Source organism: Lysobacter sp. FW306-1B-D06B, assembly GCF_038446665.1.
GTDB lineage: Bacteria > Pseudomonadota > Gammaproteobacteria > Xanthomonadales > Xanthomonadaceae > Lysobacter_J.
In genome coordinates this window covers 40,304-57,434 of record NZ_CP151802.1, presented here as the reverse complement: position 1 = coordinate 57,434, position 17,131 = coordinate 40,304, and the positions used below count along the sequence as shown (strand labels likewise).

Below are 17,131 nucleotides of genomic sequence, written 5' to 3'. Positions count from 1 at the left end.
GGACCCCCGCAATGCGCAGTTCTTCCCCCGCTGCGTTCCGCCTGAGTGCATGGACGCTGGCCGGACTCCTTCCCTTGCTGCTCAGCGCCTGCGGGCGCGGAGGCGCTGTCGAAGAAGCCCCCAGGCCCGTACTGGTGACCCATCCGGTCGCCTCGGATCACACCGCCACCGCGTTTGCCGGTGATGTCCGTGCCCGCGAAGAGAGCCCGCTCTCGTTCCGCGTCGGCGGCAAGCTCGTACAGCGCAATGTCGATGTCGGCGATCACGTGCGCGCCGGCCAGGTGCTGGCGACCCTCGATCCCGGCGATCTGCAGGCGCAGGCCCGCGCCGCACAGGCGCAGCTCGCGGCCGCCGAAGCCGAACTCGGCCGTGCCCGCGCCGACCAGGCCCGCTTCGCCAAACTCGCCGGCGAGCAACTGGTGAGCAAGTCCACGCTCGACGCGCAGAATGCCGCCGCCACCGCCGCGCAGGGCCAGGTCAACGCCGCGCGTGCCGAACTCTACGTCGCGCGTAACCAGGCCGCCTATTCCCAACTGCGTGCCACGCGCGATGGCGTGATCGCCGGCCGCCAGGCCGAAGCCGGCCAGGTGGTCGCGGCCGGGCAATCGGTGTTCACGCTGGCCGCCGATGGCGTGCGCGAGGTGGCCTTCGCGCTGCCGGAAGGCATGGTCGCCAACGTCCGCGCGGGGCAGCCGGTGCAGGTCGAGGCCTGGTCACAGCCGGGCCGCCGCTGGAACGGCCGGATCCGCGAGATATCGCCCGCCGCCGATCCCGCATCGCGCACCTTCGCCGCGCGCGTCACCGTCGATGCGCCGGCCGGTGCGATCGAACTGGGCCAGAGCGCACGCGTCTACCTGCCCACCAACGGCAACGGCGGATTGAGCGTGCCGATCGCCGCCCTGCAGCGCGAGAACGGCAAGGCTTCGGTGTTCGTCGTCGACATGAAGACCTCCACGGTCAGGCTGCGTCCGGTGCAGATCGGCGTGTACGGCGAGAACCGCGTGCCGGTGAAGGCCGGCATCGACGCCAACGACTGGGTCGTCGCCGCCGGCGGCCATCTGCTGCGTGACGGGCAGAAAGTGCAGCCGGTCGATCGCGACAACCGTCCGGTCGCCGGCGCGGTCGCCGCCGCCGCCGAGCGCTGAGGCCCGCATGCGCTTCAACCTCTCCGAATGGGCGCTGCGCCACCGCAGCCTGATCGTCTACGCGATGCTGGTGATGGCGATCGCCGGTACGTTCTCGTACCTGCGCCTGGGCCGCAGCGAGGACCCGGCCTTCACCTTCAAGGCGATGGTGATCCGCACGATCTGGCCGGGCGCGACCGCCGAGGAAGTCTCGCGCCAGGTCACCGAGCGCATCGAAAAGAAGCTGATGGAGACCGGCCAGTACGAGTTCATCCGCTCGTACTCGCGCGCAGGCGAATCGCAGGTGATCTTCGTCGCGAAGGACTCGCTGCGTTCGAAGGACATCCAGCCGCTGTGGTACCAGGTGCGCAAGAAGATCGGCGACATCCGGCCGACGCTGCCGGGCGACATCGTCGGCCCGTTCTTCAACGACGAGTTCGGCGACACCTTCGGCAACATCTACGCGCTCACCGGCAAGGGTTTCGACTACGCCGTGCTCAAGGACTACGCCGAGCGCGTGCAGCTGCAACTGCAGAAGCAGCCCGACGTGGGCAAGATCGAGCTGTTCGGCGTGCAGGACGAGAAGGTCTGGGTCGAACTGTCGAACGTGAAGCTCGCGACCCTCGGTGTTCCGGCCGCTGCCGTGCAGCAGGCGCTGGACGAACAGAACGCGATGGTGCCGGCCGGATTCTTCGAAACCGGCAGCACGCGCGTCGCGCTGCGCGTGGGCGGCAAGTTCAAGTCGGTCGAGGAGATCCGCGAGTTCCCGATCCGCGTGGGCGACCGCACGTTCCGTCTGGCCGACGTGGCCGATGTGAAGCGCGGCTTCTCCGACCCGCCGGCGCCGCGCATGCGCTTCATGGGCGAGGACGCGATCGGCATCGGCGTGGCGATGAAGGAGGGCGGCGACATCCTCAAGCTCGGCAAGCGGCTGGAGGTGGAGTTCGCCAACCTGCAGAAGACGCTGCCGGCCGGCATGGAACTGCGCAAGGTCGCCGACCAGCCCGCGGCCGTGACCGAATCGGTCGGCGAGTTCATCCGCGTGCTGTCCGAAGCCGTCGCCATCGTGCTGCTGGTGAGCTTCTTCTCGCTCGGCCTGCGCACGGGCTTTGTCGTCGCGCTGTCGATCCCGCTGGTGCTGGCGATGACCTTCGCCGTGATGGACCTGTTCGGCGTGGGCCTGCACAAGATCTCGCTGGGCGCGCTGGTGCTGGCGCTGGGCCTGCTCGTGGACGACGCGATCATCGCGGTGGAGATGATGGCCATCAAGATGGAGCAGGGATTCAGCCGACTGAAGGCCGCGGCATTTGCGTGGGATTCCACCGCGTTCCCGATGCTCACCGGCACGCTCATCACGGCGGCCGGCTTCCTGCCGATCGCCACGGCGAAGTCGAGCACCGGCGAGTACACGCGTTCGCTGTTCGAAGTGGTGACGATCGCGCTGCTGGTGTCGTGGGTGGCGGCCGTTGCCTTCATCCCGTACCTGGGCGACAAGCTGCTGCCCGATTACGGTCATGCGGCCAAGCCGATGAAGCCCGGCTCGATTCCGCATCGTTGGCACGCTTTCCGCGAGCGCATCGCCAGCCGTTTCCCGGCACTGCACGATTACATCGCGCCCAAGCCGCCGATCGACGGCCACGCCCACGATCCCTACGCGACGAAGTTCTACGTGCACTTCCGCCAATGGGTGACGTTCTGTGTGCGCCGGCGCTGGCTGGTGATCGGCATCACCGTGGCGGCATTCGTCGCGTCGATCTTCATGTTCCGCTTCGTGCCGCAGCAGTTCTTCCCGGATTCCACGCGTCCTGAACTGATGGTCGACATGGAACTGGCCGAAGGCAGCTCGCTGCGCGCGACCACCGAACAGGCGCAGCGCTTCGAGAAGATCCTCAAGGAACGCAAGGATCTGGCGAACTTCGTCGCCTACGTCGGCACCGGTTCGCCGCGTTACTACCTGCCGCTGGACCAGCAGCTGCCCGCGGCGAACTTCGCCCAGTTCGTGCTGACGCCGAAGGACCTGGAGTCGCGCGAGACGATCCGCCAGTGGCTGATCGACGATGTCTTCCAGCGTTTCCCCGAGCTGCAGATGCGTGTGACGCGACTGGAGAACGGACCACCGGTGGGCTATCCGGTGCAGTTCCGCGTGTCGGGCGAGCACATCGACCAGGTGCGCCGCATCGCCTACCAGGCGCGCGAGAAGATCCGCGAGAACCCGCACGTGGTGAACGTCAACCTCGACTGGGACGAGCCGAACAAGGTCGTGCGCCTGGTCGTGGACCAGGAGCGCGCACGCGCGCTGGGCGTGAGCTCGGCGCGGCTGTCGCAGTTCCTGTCGAGCTCGCTGTCGGGTTCGCACATCAGCACCTACCGCGAAGGCAACGAGCTGATCGAGATGCTCCTGCGCGGCCCGGAGGAAGAACGTCTGCGCCTGGAAATGCTCGGCAGCCTGATGGTGCCGACCGAGAGCGGCAAGAGCGTGCCGCTGACGCAGATCGCCACGCTCGATTACGGCTTCGAGGAAGGCATCATCTGGCATCGCGATCGCCAGCCGACGATGACCGTGCGCGCCGACATCTACGACGGCACGCAGCCGGCCACCGTGACCGCGCAGGTCTCGCCGACGCTGGACGCGTTGCGCGCGCAGCTGCCGTACGGCTATTCGATCGACATCGGCGGCAGCGTGGAGGATTCCGCGCGCGGTCAGAAGTCGATCAACGCCGGCATGCCGCTGTTCGTGTTCGTGGTGTTCACGCTGCTGATGCTGCAGCTGCGCAGCTTCTCGCGCAGCTTCATGGTGCTGCTGACCGCACCGCTGGGCTTGATCGGCGTGACGCTGTTCCTGCTGGTGTTCCGCGTGCCGTTCGGCTTCGTGGCGATGCTGGGCACGATCGCGCTGGCGGGCATGATCATGCGCAATTCGGTGATCCTGGTGGACCAGATCGAGCACGACATCGGCGAAGGCGCGGCACCGTGGCAGGCGATCGTGGAAGCGACCGTGCGCCGCTTCCGGCCCATCGTGCTGACCGCACTCGCCGCGATCCTGGCGATGATCCCGCTTTCGCGCAGCGCCTTTTTCGGCCCGATGGCGGTAGCGATCATGGGCGGACTGACGGTGGCGACGTTCCTGACGCTGCTGTTCCTGCCGGCGCTGTACGCGGCGTGGTTCCGCGTGAAGCCGCCGCAGGCGGCGTGATCGCGGACCGGCACAGCGAAAGGGCGCCTTGCGGCGCCCTTTCCTTTTAGTGCTTGGGCGTGCCGCCCCACGGCGGAGGCGGGGCCGGGATGGGGTGCTTGAGGTCGAAACTGACCCGGAACTCGCGGCCCGGCCGCGCCAGTTCGTAGACGAAATGATCCTGCGGTTCGACCTCCATCGCCCAGACGTTGGCGACGGAGGTCGCGCGCTTCTCGCGTTCGAACAGCGCTTTCGACGCCGCGTCCGCCGGGAATTCCTGGCGCTGCGCCGTTCCCGCGTCGACGGTGTCGCCGCCGTACTGGCTCAACGCGTCCTCGGTGCCGTCTTCGTGGCGATGGTCGTGCTTGAGCCGAAGGCCCGTCGCTGTGCGCGTCAACACCCACGTGCGCGAGCGGTCGCCGCCGACATAGAACGGGATGCGGATCGTGTCGCCGCTGCATTCGCGCACGTGCATGATCAGCGGCTTGCCGGCGAAGGGATCGCCGGGTGTTGCGGGCCGGTCCACTTCGACGCGACCGGCGAAAGCCTGGCCGCATAGCGCGGCCACGCTCTGGAAGAAGGCATCCTGCGGCGCCACGTCCGACGAAGCCTCCGGCGTGGAGGTGCAGGCGGCGAGGCAGCAGGACAGTGCGATCAGCAGGGCTGGACGTGTGCTCATGGGCGCACACGCTAGCCCGAAGCCCGTGCGCCGCGCAATGCGACGCCGGGTATCGCCCTCAATCGCGCATCACCACGGGCTGGCATTCCAATTCGAGCTGCTCCAGCACCGCCGCCGTGGCCGCTTGCGTGGACACGCCGCGCCCGGCCGGCGCCAGGTCGGCCGTGAACACGCCTGCGGCGAGCGCGCCGTCCACCGCCTTCTCCACGCAGCGCGCTTCCGATTCCAGATTCAGCGAATGGCGCAGCAGCATCGCCGTACTCAGGATCGTCGCGTACGGATTGGCGATGCCGCGTCCGGCGATGTCGGGGGCCGATCCGTGGATGGGCTCGTACAGGCCGATCATCCTCGAGGTGCCGTCCATGGCGTCACGCGATGGGCTTGCGGATGCCCCGGCCCGGCCATCCGTGGCCGGGTGCTCAGCAGTGCTGCGAGCAGTGCTCGCAGAGCGCACTGCTTCGCCCAAGGACGCCGACGGCAACAGCCCCAGCGAGCCCGCCAGCATCGAGGCCTCGTCGGTGAGGATGTCGCCGAACATGTTCTCGGTGACGATCACGTCGTACTCGCGCGGCTTGGCGAGCAGGTGCATCGCCATCGAGTCGACCAGCTGGTGCTCCAGCGTGATCTCGGGGAACTCGTCGCGCACCACGCGCGTGGCGACTTCGCGCCACAGCCGCGAGGTCTCCAGCACGTTCGCCTTGTCCACCGAGGTGACGTGGCCGCGTCGCGTGCGCGCCAGCGTGCAGGCGCGACGCACGGTACGTTCGATCTCCGCGACGGTGTACTCGCACAGGTCGCTCGCGCGGTCGGCCGCGCGCTGCTTCTGGCCGAAGTAGATGCCGCCGGTGAGTTCGCGCACCACCAGCAGGTCCACGCCGGTGAGCAGGTGCGGTTTGATCGGCGAGGCGCCGAGCGCGGCCTGGTGCGGCTTCACCGGACGCAGGTTCGCGTACAGGCCCAGCGCCTTGCGGATCGCCAGTAGGCCCTGTTCCGGGCGAACCTTCGCGCCCGGGTCGGACCACTTCGGCCCGCCGACGGCGCCGAGCAGCACGGCATCCGCACGCCGCGCGGCGTCCAGCGTGTCGGCCGGCAGCGGCTCGCCGGTCGCGTCGATGGCGGCACCGCCAATGAGCTTCTCGTTGAAATGGAACGAATGGCCGTAGCGTTTGCCCACGGCACGCAGCACCTGCACCGCCGCGGCGGTGACTTCCGGGCCGATGCCGTCGCCCGGCAGCACGACGATCTCAGCTTGCATGTTGGAACTCCTGGTCCTGGCGTTGTTGTTCATGGCGCGAGGTTTCGAAACGGGTGATCGCGTCGTTCTGCTTCAGCAGATAGCCCAGCTGGTCCACGCCATCCAGCAGGCAGGTCTGCGCGAACGCGTCCAGCGGGAAGTGCACGCGGCGACCGTCCGGCAGCGTGACGCTGCGCTGCGCCACGTCGATCCTCAGTTCCACGCCGGGCTGGTCGAGAAGCGCATCGACGACGGACTCCTCCAGCACGATCGGAAGCAGGCCGTTCTTGAGCGCGTTGCTTCGGAAGATGTCGGCGATCTCGGCGCTGATGACCGCACGCAGCCCCAGGTCGGTGAGCGCCCACGGCGCGTGTTCGCGCGAAGAGCCGCAGCCGAAATTGCGGCCCGCGACGAGGATGCGTGCGCCGATGTTGTCCGTGCGGTTGAACGGGAAGGCCGGGTTCGGCGTGCCGTCGGCGAGCAGGCGCCAGTCGTTGAACGCGTGCTTGCCCAGCCCCTTGCGCTCGGTGGTGGTGAGGAAGCGGGCGGGGATGATCTGGTCGGTGTCTATGTTGCGCTCGCGCAGCACGACCGTGCGCGAGACGACCTCGGTAAGCGGCTGCATCACGCGGTCTCCAGCTCGGCGGCGACCGGCGCCGGTGCGGTGGTGAGATAGGGGCGCGGATCGGTGATCTCGCCGGCGACCGCGCAGGCGGCCGCGGTGGCCGGCGAGGCGAGCACGGTGCGCGCGCCCTTGCCCTGGCGTCCTTCGAAATTGCGATTGCTGGTGGACACGGCCAGCTGTCCAGGACCGACGATGTCGCCGTTCATGGCGATGCACATGGAACAGCCAGGCTCGCGCCATTCCGCGCCGGCCTCGCGCACAATGAGGTCGATGCCTTCGCGCTCGGCCTCGCGCTTGACCTGCTCCGAGCCGGGCACGACCAGCATGCGCACGCGCGGATGCACGCGCCGGCCGCGCAGTACGTTCGCCGCTTCGCGCAGGTCGGACAGGCGCGAGTTCGTGCAACTGCCGACGAACACCACGTCCACCGCGCGTCCCGCCAGCGGCGCGCCGGCCTGCCAGCCCATGTACTCGCGCGCCTTGGCTTCGTCGCCGTCGTCGTTCGCCGGAACGTTGGCGCTGATCGCGGCGACCTGGCCCGGATGCGTGCCCCAGGTGACGGTCGGCTGGATGTCGCGCGCGTCGATGGTCACTTCGCGATCGAAGCGCGCGCCCTCGTCGCTGCGCAGCTGCGCCCAGCGCGCCACGGCTTCATCGAACGCGCTGCCCTGCGGCGCGCGGGGACGTCCGCGCAGGTAATCGAAGGTCACGTCATCCGGTGCGATCAGGCCCGCGCGCGCGCCGGCCTCGATCGACATGTTGCACACCGTCATGCGCTGTTCCATCGACAGCGACCGGATGGCCGAGCCGCGGTACTCGATGACATGGCCGGTGCCGCCGTTGACGCCGATCACGCCGATCACGTGCAGGATCAGGTCCTTCGCGCCGACGCCCGGCCCGAGTTCGCCGTCGATGGTGATGGCCAGCGTCTTCGGCCGGCGTTGCAGCAGGCACTGCGTGGCCAGGACGTGGCCGACTTCACTGGTGCCGATGCCGAAGGCCAGAGCGCCGAACGCGCCGTGCGTGGCGGTGTGGCTGTCGCCGCAGACGATGGTCTGGCCCGGCTGGGTGAGGCCGAGTTCCGGCCCCATCACGTGCACGATGCCGCGCTGCGGGCTGTCGTAGTCGAACAACTCCACGCCAAAGCGCGTGCAGTTGCCGCGCAGCGTTTCGACCTGGGCGCGCGCTTCGGCGTTGACGTAGGGACGCTGGCCGGCCGCGTCGACCGGCAGCGTCGGCGTGGAATGGTCCAGCGTGCCTTTCGTGCGGCCGGGGCGCCGCACCGGCAGGCCGCGCAGTTCGAGTTCAGCGAATGCCTGCGGCGAGGTGACCTCGTGGATCAGGTGCAGATCGATGTACAGGATCGCGGGCGCGGTGTCGGTCTCGGGCGTGACGATGTGCGCGTCCCAGAGTTTGTCGAAGAGGGTGCGGGGTGGGTGGGTCATGTGGGCCACTGGCTTGGGTCTTCCTGGCGTCTGGCATGGCCCCGCTCCTGCGGAACGGGGCGCGGTGGGTTCAGGCGATCGCGGCGGTGCGCGTCTGTGGCGTCTGTGCGCGCTTGCGCTGCACACGGTTGGCGATGTCCAGCCATGCGAGCGCGCTCGCTTCGAGGATGTCGGTGCTGGTGCCCGAGCCGGTGAGCTCGCGTCCTTCCACGCGCGCGATGATCTGCGCCTGTCCCTGCGCATCGTCGCCGGTGGTGACGCTGGACACCTGGTAGCTGTCGATCTCCAGCGCGATGCCGGTGGCGCGTGCGAGCGCGGCGAACAATGCGTGCACCGGCCCGTCGCCGACCGCGGCCTCGCTCACCGTCACGCCGTCCGCATCGACCAGCTGCACGCTGGCGGTGGGCAGGCTGTCCTGCGCGACACCGGTGCTGACGTGGAAGCGCGTCAGGCGATGCCCGCGCGCCATGCGTGCGTCGGCGCCGAGCACCAGCGCTTCCAGATCCGCATCGAACACTTCGCGCTTCTTCTCGGCCAGCGACTTGAAGCCGGCGAACACCGAATTGAGCTGCGCTTCGTCCAGCGCGAAGCCCAGCGTCTGCAGGCGGTCGCTCAGCGCGGCGCGGCCGCTGTGGCGGCCCATCACCATCTGCGACTGCGCCCAGCCCACGTCCTCCGGCCGCATGATCTCGTACGTGCCGCGATGCTTGAGCATGCCGTGCTGGTGGATGCCCGATTCGTGCGCGAACGCGTTCTGCCCCACGACCGCCTTGTTGCGCTGCACGGCCATGCCGGTAATGCGCGAGAGCAGGCGCGAGGTCGGCACCAGCCGGCGCGTGTCGATGCGCGTATGCGCGCCGTAGTACTCGCCGCGCACGCGCAGCGCCATCACCAGTTCTTCCAGCGCGCAATTGCCGGCGCGCTCGCCGATGCCGTTGATCGTGCATTCCACCTGGCGCGCACCGCCCTCGATGGCGGCCAGCGAGTTCGCCACCGCCAGTCCCAGGTCGTTGTGGCAGTGCGCACTGAAGACCACCTGCTCCGCGCCGGAGGCACCTGACTCGCGGACCGCCGCGCACAGGTACTCGAACAGGGCGCGGATCTCGCTCGGCGTCGTGTAGCCGACGGTGTCGGGGATGTTCAGCGTGCGTGCGCCGGCGGCGACGGCCGCGACGCAGACTTCGGCCAGGAAGTCCGGCTCGGTGCGCAACGCATCCTCGGCGGAGAACTCCACGTCGTCGGCGTACTTCCTGGCAAGCTGCACACCCATCACGGCGCGTTCGAGCACCTGCGCGCGGTCCAGGCCGAGCTTGTGCTCGCGGTGCAGCGGGCTGGTGGAGATGAAGACGTGGATGCGCGGATGCACGGCGTGCTCCAGCGCACGCGAGCAGGCTTCGATGTCGCCCGCATGGCAGCGCGCCAGCGTCGCCACCGTGGCGCCGCGCACTTCACGCGCGATGGCGCGCACGGCGTCCATGTCGGCTTCCGAACTGGCCGGGAATCCCGCCTCGATCACATCGACACCGAGCTCGGCAAGCGCGTGCGCGAAGCGAAGCTTCTGCGGCGCGGTCATGCTGCAACCGGGCGATTGCTCGCCGTCGCGCAGGCTCGTGTCGAAAATGCGTACTCGCGATGCGGGGTCGTTCATGCGTAGAGCTCCTCGTGGACGCGCGCGATGGCGGCGGCGCGGGGCGTGGTGGACGGGATGGGGTTCAGGGTGGCGATGGCCGGCTCCAGGGCGGCGGCCTGTTCACGATGGCGACGGCGCGGGCGGCGCGGCGCGCGCGGGCGCACGTCCGACAGCAACTGCGCGAGTACACCCGCATCGAGGTTGCCGCCGGAGACGACGGCGCATTTGCGCTTGCCGGCAATGCGCCGCCCGGCCGCGAGCGCGAGCGCGCCGGCGCCTTCGGCGATGACGTGCTCCTCCAGCGCGAGGCGCACCAGGGTTTCGCGCAGTTCGGCCTCGCGCACGACGATGACGTCGTCGAGCAGTTCCGCGAGCAGGCGCTGCGTGAGCTGGCCGGGTTCCTTCACCCGCACGCCGTCGGCCAGCGTGGCCGCGGGATCGCGCAGGGTCCGATCGCCGCGCAGTGCGCGTGCCATCGCGTCGACGCCTTCGACCTGCGCACCGATCACGCGCACGCCCTGCGACTTCAACGCGAGGGCGACGCCGGAGGCGAGGCCGCCGCCGCCGATCGGCACCAGTACCACGTCGGGTGCGAGCGCGGCCAGTTCCAGTCCGACGGTGCCCTGGCCGGCGATCACGTCGGGATCGTCGAAGGCCGACAGCACGCGGTAGCCGTTCTGTGCGGCGAGTTCGGCCGCGAACGCCTTGGCTTCGTCGTACGAATCGCCGTGCAGGCGCACGGTCGCGCCCCAGTGCGACACGCCGGCGATCTTGGTCTGCGGCGCGCCGCGCGGCATCACGGTGATGGCGTTGACACCCAGGCGGTAGGCGGCCCACGCCAATCCTTGCGCATGATTGCCGGCGGAGGCGGCGATCACGGGGCGATGGTCGCCGCGCTCGCGCGCGGCCAGCAGTGCATTCAGGGCGCCGCGCACCTTGTACGAACCGGTGCGTTGCAGGTTCTCCAGCTTCAGCCAGCAGCCGAAGCGCTCGGCGTGGTGCAGTGGCGTTGCCGACAGGTAGCGGCGCAGGCGGGCCTGCGCTGCCAACACGTCGGCGGCGGTGACGGTCGCGTCTGTGCGTACGTCGGTGACTACGTCGCCGTCCATGGCCTCAGACCACCGTCAGCCAGTGCGCATGTGCGGCGTCTTCGCCGCGCACGACACGCGCGTACTGTGCCTGCAGCACGCGTGTCACCGGGTTGTCGCCGAACTCGCGGCGGTCCAGTGCGCTGATCGGGGCGATCTCCGCCGCCGTGCCGCAGACGAACACTTCGTCCGCGTCCAGCAGCTCGTGATGCGTCACCGGCCGCGAGCGCGCGCCGCTCAGCGCCATCACCGTGTCGCGGGTGATGCCCGGCAGTGCGTCGCGATGCTCGACCGCGGTGACTTCGCCGTTGCGCACCATGAACACATTCGCGCCCGTGCACTCGACGACATAACCGTCGTCGTCGACGAACAGCGCTTCATCGAACCCGCGCAGGCGCGATTCGCGCTTGGCCAGGATGGAGTTGATGTAGGCCCCGCACAGCTTCAGCGGCGGCAGCGACGAGGCGGGGTTGCGCTTCCACGGCGACACGGTCAGGCGCGAGCGCTTGCCGTTGAGGTGGACCACCGTGGGCAGCGTGACGACCATGAAGTGCTGGCTCAGCCCCGGCACGTCCAGGCCGACGGACACGCCTTCCGCGCCCGTGCCCAGCCACGTCAACGGGCGGACGTAGGCATCGCGGTGGCCGTTGGCGCGCAGCGTCTGCAGCGTCGCCTCGAAGGCCTGCGCGACGTCGAAGTCGATGCCCAGCAGATCCGCGCCCTTGCGCATGCGCTCCAGGTGCTCGGGCAGCCGGAACACCGCGGCGCCATCGCGCGTGGCGTAGCTGCGGATGCCTTCGAACACGCCGGTGCCGTAGTGCATCGCGTGCGTGGTCAGCGGCGCCTGCAGCGTGTCGGCGCTGCTCAGTTCGCCGTCGAACCACAGCAGCGGCATGCCGGGGCGGCGCGCCTCGTCGCGCAGTTCGATGGGGCGAGTCGCCGGCTGTGCGGCCGAATGTTGTCGCGCGGGCGGCGGTGCGGGTGTGGCGGTCACTGACATGGCGACACCTCCACCGACAGGCAGTCGTAGAGCTTGGCGAGCTGGTGCTGCAGGTTGGCGTCGTCGCGTTCGCCTTCCACGGTCAGCCGCAGGTACCAGCGGTCGCCGTCGGCCTGCGCTTCGCCGTCGACGGCAAGCGGACGGAAGCCGCGGCGCTCGGCGGCGCCCAGTACCCGCGACAGCGCGCCTTCGGCCTGACGGAGCGTGAGATCAAGCTGGTATCGCATGGCGGGGATCCTCGTTGGGGGTGGGAGGGTTGGACGCGGCGTCGAGCTCCGGATCGAGCATCTGCGCATTGTTGTGATTGGGCGGAACCAGCGGCCACACGTTGGCGGCCTGGTCGATGGCGACATGCAGCAGCGCGGGGCCGTCGATGGCGAGCAGCGCCTGCAGCGCGTCCTCCACGCGATCGGCGCGATCGACGTGCAGCGCCTGCACGCCGAACGCCGCCGCGATCGCGCCGAAGTCGGGGTTGTCGGACAGGTCGACCTCGGAATAGCGCCGGTCGAAGAACAGTTCCTGCCACTGGCGCACCATGCCCAGCGCCTGGTTGTCCAGCAGCACGATCTTGATCGGCAGGCCATAGCGGCGCAGCGTCGCCAGCTCCTGCACGTTCATCAGGAACGAACCGTCGCCGCTGACGCACACGACCTGAGCATCGGTGGATTGCAGTTGCGCGCCGATGGCGGCGGGCAGACCGAAGCCCATCGCGCCCAGCGCGCCGCTGGTGAGGTGTTGGCGCGGATCGCCGAAGCGCCAGTGCTGTGCGACCCACATCTGGTGCTGGCCGACATCGCAGGCGACGATCGCGCCCGGCGCCATTTCGGACAGACGCTTCAGCAATGCGGGCGCGTACACCGTTTCGCCGGGCGCGTCGTAGCGCGCGGCGCACTCGCGCATGCGCTGCTGGCAGGTCGCGCGCCAGGCGCGGCGCGCGGCGCCGTTGCGGCCGTGCAGGTGCGCGGCGCAGGGCAGGGTCAACGAGGTCAGGGTGCGACGGATGTCGCCGCAGACCGCGGCATCGGCATGGCGCAGCTTGCCGATCTCGCATGCATCCAGGTCCATGTGGACCACGCGCGCATTCGGCGCGAACTCGGCGAGCTTGCCGGTGGCGCGATCGTCGAAGCGCGCGCCGACGACCAGCAGCAGGTCGGCCTCCTGCACCGCCAGATTGGCGGCGCGGCTGCCGTGCATGCCCAGCATGCCCAGGTTGAGCGCGTGGCCCGACGGCAGCGCGCCCAGGCCCTTGAGCGTCAGCACCGTCGGAATCTGCGTGGCGTCGACGAAGGTGCGGAACGCCTGCACCGCATCGCCCAGCGCGATGCCGCCGCCGCCGTAGATCACCGGCTTGTGCGCCTGCGAAAGCAGGGCCAGCGCGGCATGCAGCGAGGCGTCCTTCGGCGCGGGCGCATCGTCGATGTCGTGTGGAACGTGCGGCGGCAGATGCGAGGCGTCGCCGATCTGTACGTCCTTGGGCAGATCGATCAGCACCGGGCCGGGGCGTCCGGAACGCGCCAGGCGGAACGCCTCGGCGACGACGTTCGGCAATTCGTCCACGCGGCGCAGCAGGAAGCTGTGCTTGACGATCGGCATGGTCATGCCGAACACGTCCAGCTCCTGGAACGCATCGGTGCCCATCAGCGCCGTCGGCACCTGGCCGGTGATGATCACCATCGGCACCGAATCGAGCATCGCGTCGGCGATGCCCGTGACCAGATTCGATGCGCCGGGACCGGAGGTCGCCACGCATACACCCACGCGCCCGCTGGCCCGTGCATACCCGTTGGCCGCGAAGGCCGCACCTTGCTCGTGCCGGACCAGCACATGCTTGAGATCCGAACCGTGCAGGGCATCGTAGAAGGGCATGATCGCGCCGCCCGGATAGCCGAAGAGCGTGTCCACGCCTTCGGCCGACAGGGCTTGCGCCAGCCAGCGAGCACCGTTCATCACGCCGCCTCTGTCTGCGATTCGCGCTTTCCGGCGGCCGCGGACGGCGTCGCCTGCGGCGCGGTGGAAAGCCATTTCATGTTGGCGCGCAGCTTCTTGCCGACGGCCTCGATCGGATGCTCCAGGTCGCCCTGCTTGAGCGCCTTGTAGTTCGCGTTGCCGGCGGCGTACTCGGCGATCCACTGGCGCGCGAACGTGCCGTCCTGGATCTCGGTGAGGATCTTCTTCATCTGCGCGCGCGTGTTGTCGTCGACGACGTAAGTGCCGCGCGTGAGCGCGCCGTACTGCGCGGTCTCGCTGATGAACTCGTGCATGCGCGTGATGCCGCCTTCATAGAACAGGTCGACGATCAGCTTCAGTTCGTGCAGGCACTCGTAGTACGCGACCTCCGGCTGGTAGCCGGCTTCCACCAGCGTTTCCCAGCCGGCCTGCACCAGCTTGGTGGCGCCGCCGCAGAGCACGGCCTGCTCGCCGAACAGGTCGGTCTCGGTCTCTTCCTTGAAGGTGGTGCGGATGGCGTTCTGGCGCGCGCCGCCGATGCCGGCGCAGTAGGTCAGCGCAAGCTGCTCGGCATTGCCGCTCTTGTCCTGGTGGACGGCATACACCGACGGCACGCCGCGGCCGATCTCGTACTCGCGGCGCACCAGCGCGCCCGGGCCCTTGGGTGCGACCAGCACGACGTCCAGGTCCTCGCGCGGCGTGATCTGCCCGTAATGCACGTTGAAGCCGTGCGCGAACAGCAGGCACGCGCCGGGTGCGATGTTCGGCTCGATCACCTCGCCGTAGAGCTGCGGCTGGACCATGTCCGGCGTGAGCACGGCGACGAGCTGCGCGTCCTTCACCGCTTCGGCGGGCGATTTGACGGTGAAGCCGTCCGCCTTCGCCTTGATCTCGGTCGGGCCGCCGGGGCGCAGGCCGATGGTCACGTCGAAACCGGAGTCGCGCAGGTTCAGCGCGTGCGCGCGGCCCTGGCTGCCGTAGCCGACGATGGCGATGCGGGGTTTGGCTTGGGTGCTCATGTAAGTGTCCGTTGGGTGAAAGGGTGGGCGGGGCAATGCGGTAACGGGTCCGACGGAAATGCCGTCTCAGACCAGGAACAGTTCCTTCGCTTCATCAGGTTCGATGGGCTCCCCGACGACCTGCACGGGGATCTCGCGGGACTTCGCGCGCGCGGCATCCAGCGGGCCCGGCGCAGTGACCGCGCCGCGCGAGGCCGAACTCACCTGCGCGGCGTACTTGGCGAGCACACCGGTGGTGACGCGCGGCGCGATGCGCGCCACCGGCCGCGTCCGCAGGTCGGCATCGACGTCGATGCGGCGCGTGGTGACGTCGATACGCACGCGGTCGCCATCGCGCAGCTTGGCGAGCGGGCCGCCGCGCGCGGCTTCGGGTGAAATGTGGCCGACCATGAAGCCGTGCGTGGCGCCGCTGAAGCGGCCGTCGGTGATCAGCGCCACGTCGTTGCCGAGCCCCTGTCCGACCAGCGCGGCCGTGACGGCGAGCATCTCGCGCATGCCCGGGCCGCCGGCGGGGCCTTCGAAACGGATCACGACGACGTCGCCGGCACGGATCGTGCGCGCCTGCACGGCGGCGAACGCGGCTTCCTCCGAATCGAACACGCGCGCCGTGCCTTCGAAATGTTCGATGCCGTGGCCGGCGAGCTTGAGGATGCAGCCTTCAGGTGCGAGATCGCCGTAGAGGATCGAATAGCCGCCGCGCGGCTTGAGCGGACGCGCAATCGGATGCACCACGTCCTGTGCACCCGGTGCGGGAACCTCGTCGAGCTCGGTGAAGAAACTGCGGCCGGTGACGGTGGGAATGTCTTCGATGAGGCCGGCCGCGCGCAGTTCGCGCGCGACCAGGGCGGTGCCGCCGTATTCGAACATCTCCGCCGCGGTGTAGCGCCCGCCGGGTTTGAGGTCGGCGATGACGGGCGTGCGCGCGGCAGCTTCGAATTCCTCCAGGTCGAACGCCACGCCGGCTTCGTGCGCGATCGCCAGCAGATGCAGCGCGGCGTTGGTGGAGCCCGCGGTGGCCGAGACCGCGCACGCCGCGTTGCGCAGCGCGACGGGAGAGAGAATCTCGCGCGGTCCCGGTCCACCGTTGCGCAAACGCTGCATCACCATCGCGCCGCAAGCCCGCGCGGCGGCGGGCTTGTCGGCGTGGACGGCGGGAATGTCGTTGAGCTGGAGCGGCGACAGGCCGAGGAACGTCAGCACCATCGCCATCGTGTTGGCGGTGAACTGGCCGCCGCACGCGCCCGCGCCGGGACAGGCGTGCGATTCGATCCGATGCAGTTCGGCGTCGTCGATGCGACCGGCCGAGTGCGCGCCCACCGCCTCGAAAACGTCCTGCACGGTCAGCGCCTTGTCACTGCCGTCCTTGCGGCAGTGGCCGGGCATGATGGTGCCGCCGTAGAGGATCACGGTCGGGATATCGAGCCGCGCCGCCGCCATCGCCGCGGCCGGAATCGTCTTGTCGCAGCCCACCAGCAGCACCATCGCGTCCAGGCAATGGCCGTTCACCGCCAGCTCGATGGAGTCGGCGATGGTCTCGCGCGAGGCCAGCGAAGCGCGCATGCCGTCGGAGCCCATCGCGATGCCATCGGTGACGGCGATGGTGTTGAACTCGATCGGCGTGCCGCCGTTCTCGATGACGCCGGCGCGCACGTGCTGGGCCAGGTCGCGCAGCGTGAAGTTGCACGGCGAGACGTCCGACCACGTGTGCACCACGGCGACCAGCGGCTTGGCGATCGCCTCGTCGTCCAGCCCGGTGGCGCGCAGCATGGCGCGTGCCGGAGCGCGTGCGGGGCCTTGCTTGATGGCATTGCTTCTCACGAACTGCGTTCTCCTGACTGGGGAAACCGCAGGCCCAAAACAAAGACCCCGCGCCGTTTCGGGCGCGGGGTCTTGGGTATCGACCTGGGGTGTGTGGTGTCTTACTTACACAAACCCGTACTCCGCGCTGGCAAGCCCGGTAATAAGTACGAGTACAAGAATGAGCGCCGAGAGGGGCGCGATCTTGGTCAGCAACTCGAGGGCGCGGGTGTCCGCGGCCTTGCGCAGCGCAACGGCCGGACGGTGGGTCCGGTGGTGGGCGGTCTGCGAATGGTTGCTGCGTTGCGTCATGGGTTCGAGGTAAACATGGCTTGAATGGGCGTGTCAACAGTTTCGTTCGCAACTGCGGC

At 69.2% G+C, this 17,131-nt stretch carries 14 protein-coding genes; 2 read left to right on the top strand and 12 right to left on the bottom strand.

Annotation, left to right across the window (positions count from 1 at the left end):
* The first annotated feature begins 11 nt into the window (after positions 1-11).
* Both AAFF32_RS00235 and AAFF32_RS00230 read left to right on the top strand, forming a co-directional pair.
* Complete coding sequence (locus AAFF32_RS00235; protein ID WP_342316101.1) at positions 12-1,145, top strand: efflux RND transporter periplasmic adaptor subunit; 1,134 nt, start codon at positions 12-14, stop codon at positions 1,143-1,145.
* A gap of 7 nt (positions 1,146-1,152) precedes the next feature.
* On the top strand, positions 1,153-4,317 hold the full coding sequence (locus AAFF32_RS00230) for an efflux RND transporter permease subunit (RefSeq protein ID WP_342316100.1): 3,165 nt from the start codon (positions 1,153-1,155) through the stop codon (positions 4,315-4,317).
* 46 nt (positions 4,318-4,363) lie between these two features.
* Here AAFF32_RS00230 and AAFF32_RS00225 read toward each other — a convergent pair whose 3' ends face one another.
* The 12 genes from AAFF32_RS00225 to AAFF32_RS00170 form a co-directional block, all read right to left on the bottom strand.
* Positions 4,364-4,975, bottom strand: coding sequence for a hypothetical protein (locus tag AAFF32_RS00225; RefSeq protein ID WP_216966034.1), 612 nt, complete (start codon positions 4,973-4,975; stop codon positions 4,364-4,366).
* A gap of 58 nt (positions 4,976-5,033) precedes the next feature.
* A complete protein-coding gene (leuB, locus tag AAFF32_RS00220; RefSeq protein ID WP_342316099.1) occupies positions 5,034-6,230 on the bottom strand; it encodes a 3-isopropylmalate dehydrogenase in 1,197 nt (398 codons plus the stop codon).
* Entirely contained in the window at positions 6,220-6,834 is a 615-nt protein-coding gene (gene leuD, locus AAFF32_RS00215; protein ID WP_216966038.1) for a 3-isopropylmalate dehydratase small subunit, read from the bottom strand. Before leuD ends, leuB begins: the two co-directional genes overlap by 11 nt.
* A complete protein-coding gene (gene leuC / locus AAFF32_RS00210) occupies positions 6,834-8,279 on the bottom strand; it encodes a 3-isopropylmalate dehydratase large subunit (RefSeq protein ID WP_216966040.1) in 1,446 nt (481 codons plus the stop codon). The genes leuD and leuC overlap by 1 nt, the downstream gene beginning before the upstream one ends.
* 70 nt (positions 8,280-8,349) lie before the next feature.
* Entirely contained in the window at positions 8,350-9,927 is a 1,578-nt protein-coding gene (locus tag AAFF32_RS00205; RefSeq protein ID WP_342316098.1) for a 2-isopropylmalate synthase, read from the bottom strand.
* Positions 9,924-11,018 carry a threonine dehydratase gene (locus AAFF32_RS00200; RefSeq protein ID WP_216966044.1) on the bottom strand — a complete coding sequence of 365 codons (1,095 nt, stop codon included), beginning with the start codon at positions 11,016-11,018 and terminating at the stop codon, positions 9,924-9,926. The genes AAFF32_RS00205 and AAFF32_RS00200 overlap by 4 nt, the downstream gene beginning before the upstream one ends.
* 4 nt (positions 11,019-11,022) lie before the next feature.
* Positions 11,023-11,997 carry an aminotransferase class IV gene (locus tag AAFF32_RS00195; protein ID WP_216966046.1) on the bottom strand — a complete coding sequence of 325 codons (975 nt, stop codon included), beginning with the start codon at positions 11,995-11,997 and terminating at the stop codon, positions 11,023-11,025.
* Positions 11,988-12,224: an ACT domain-containing protein gene (locus AAFF32_RS00190; protein WP_216966048.1), complete on the bottom strand. Its 237-nt coding sequence runs from the start codon at positions 12,222-12,224 to the stop codon at positions 11,988-11,990. The genes AAFF32_RS00195 and AAFF32_RS00190 overlap by 10 nt, the downstream gene beginning before the upstream one ends.
* Positions 12,208-13,944: an acetolactate synthase 2 catalytic subunit gene (gene ilvG / locus AAFF32_RS00185; RefSeq protein WP_342316097.1), complete on the bottom strand. Its 1,737-nt coding sequence runs from the start codon at positions 13,942-13,944 to the stop codon at positions 12,208-12,210. Before ilvG ends, AAFF32_RS00190 begins: the two co-directional genes overlap by 17 nt.
* Entirely contained in the window at positions 13,944-14,963 is a 1,020-nt protein-coding gene (gene ilvC, locus AAFF32_RS00180) for a ketol-acid reductoisomerase (protein WP_342316096.1), read from the bottom strand. The genes ilvG and ilvC overlap by 1 nt, the downstream gene beginning before the upstream one ends.
* A 66-nt stretch (positions 14,964-15,029) precedes the next feature.
* Positions 15,030-16,781 carry a dihydroxy-acid dehydratase gene (locus AAFF32_RS00175; protein WP_342316095.1) on the bottom strand — a complete coding sequence of 584 codons (1,752 nt, stop codon included), beginning with the start codon at positions 16,779-16,781 and terminating at the stop codon, positions 15,030-15,032.
* 105 nt (positions 16,782-16,886) lie between these two features.
* Positions 16,887-17,072, bottom strand: a complete 186-nt coding sequence (locus tag AAFF32_RS00170; RefSeq protein ID WP_342316094.1) for a hypothetical protein — start codon at positions 17,070-17,072, stop codon at positions 16,887-16,889.
* Positions 17,073-17,131 lie beyond the last annotated feature (59 nt).

What these genes read in the sequence shown, in the direction of transcription:
- AAFF32_RS00235 (WP_342316101.1), top strand. Translation starts at nt 12, where the DNA reads ATGCGCAGTTCTTCCCCCGCTGCGTTCCGCCTGAGTGCATGGACGCTG.
- AAFF32_RS00230 (WP_342316100.1), top strand. Translation starts at nt 1,153, where the DNA reads ATGCGCTTCAACCTCTCCGAATGGGCGCTGCGCCACCGCAGCCTGATC.
- AAFF32_RS00225 (WP_216966034.1), bottom strand. Translation starts at nt 4,975, where the DNA reads ATGAGCACACGTCCAGCCCTGCTGATCGCACTGTCCTGCTGCCTCGCC.
- leuB (WP_342316099.1), bottom strand. Translation starts at nt 6,230, where the DNA reads ATGCAAGCTGAGATCGTCGTGCTGCCGGGCGACGGCATCGGCCCGGAA.
- leuD (WP_216966038.1), bottom strand. Translation starts at nt 6,834, where the DNA reads ATGCAGCCGCTTACCGAGGTCGTCTCGCGCACGGTCGTGCTGCGCGAG.
- leuC (WP_216966040.1), bottom strand. Translation starts at nt 8,279, where the DNA reads ATGACCCACCCACCCCGCACCCTCTTCGACAAACTCTGGGACGCGCAC.
- AAFF32_RS00205 (WP_342316098.1), bottom strand. Translation starts at nt 9,927, where the DNA reads ATGAACGACCCCGCATCGCGAGTACGCATTTTCGACACGAGCCTGCGC.
- AAFF32_RS00200 (WP_216966044.1), bottom strand. Translation starts at nt 11,018, where the DNA reads ATGGACGGCGACGTAGTCACCGACGTACGCACAGACGCGACCGTCACC.
- AAFF32_RS00195 (WP_216966046.1), bottom strand. Translation starts at nt 11,997, where the DNA reads ATGTCAGTGACCGCCACACCCGCACCGCCGCCCGCGCGACAACATTCG.
- AAFF32_RS00190 (WP_216966048.1), bottom strand. Translation starts at nt 12,224, where the DNA reads ATGCGATACCAGCTTGATCTCACGCTCCGTCAGGCCGAAGGCGCGCTG.
- ilvG (WP_342316097.1), bottom strand. Translation starts at nt 13,944, where the DNA reads ATGAACGGTGCTCGCTGGCTGGCGCAAGCCCTGTCGGCCGAAGGCGTG.
- ilvC (WP_342316096.1), bottom strand. Translation starts at nt 14,963, where the DNA reads ATGAGCACCCAAGCCAAACCCCGCATCGCCATCGTCGGCTACGGCAGC.
- AAFF32_RS00170 (WP_342316094.1), bottom strand. Translation starts at nt 17,072, where the DNA reads ATGACGCAACGCAGCAACCATTCGCAGACCGCCCACCACCGGACCCAC.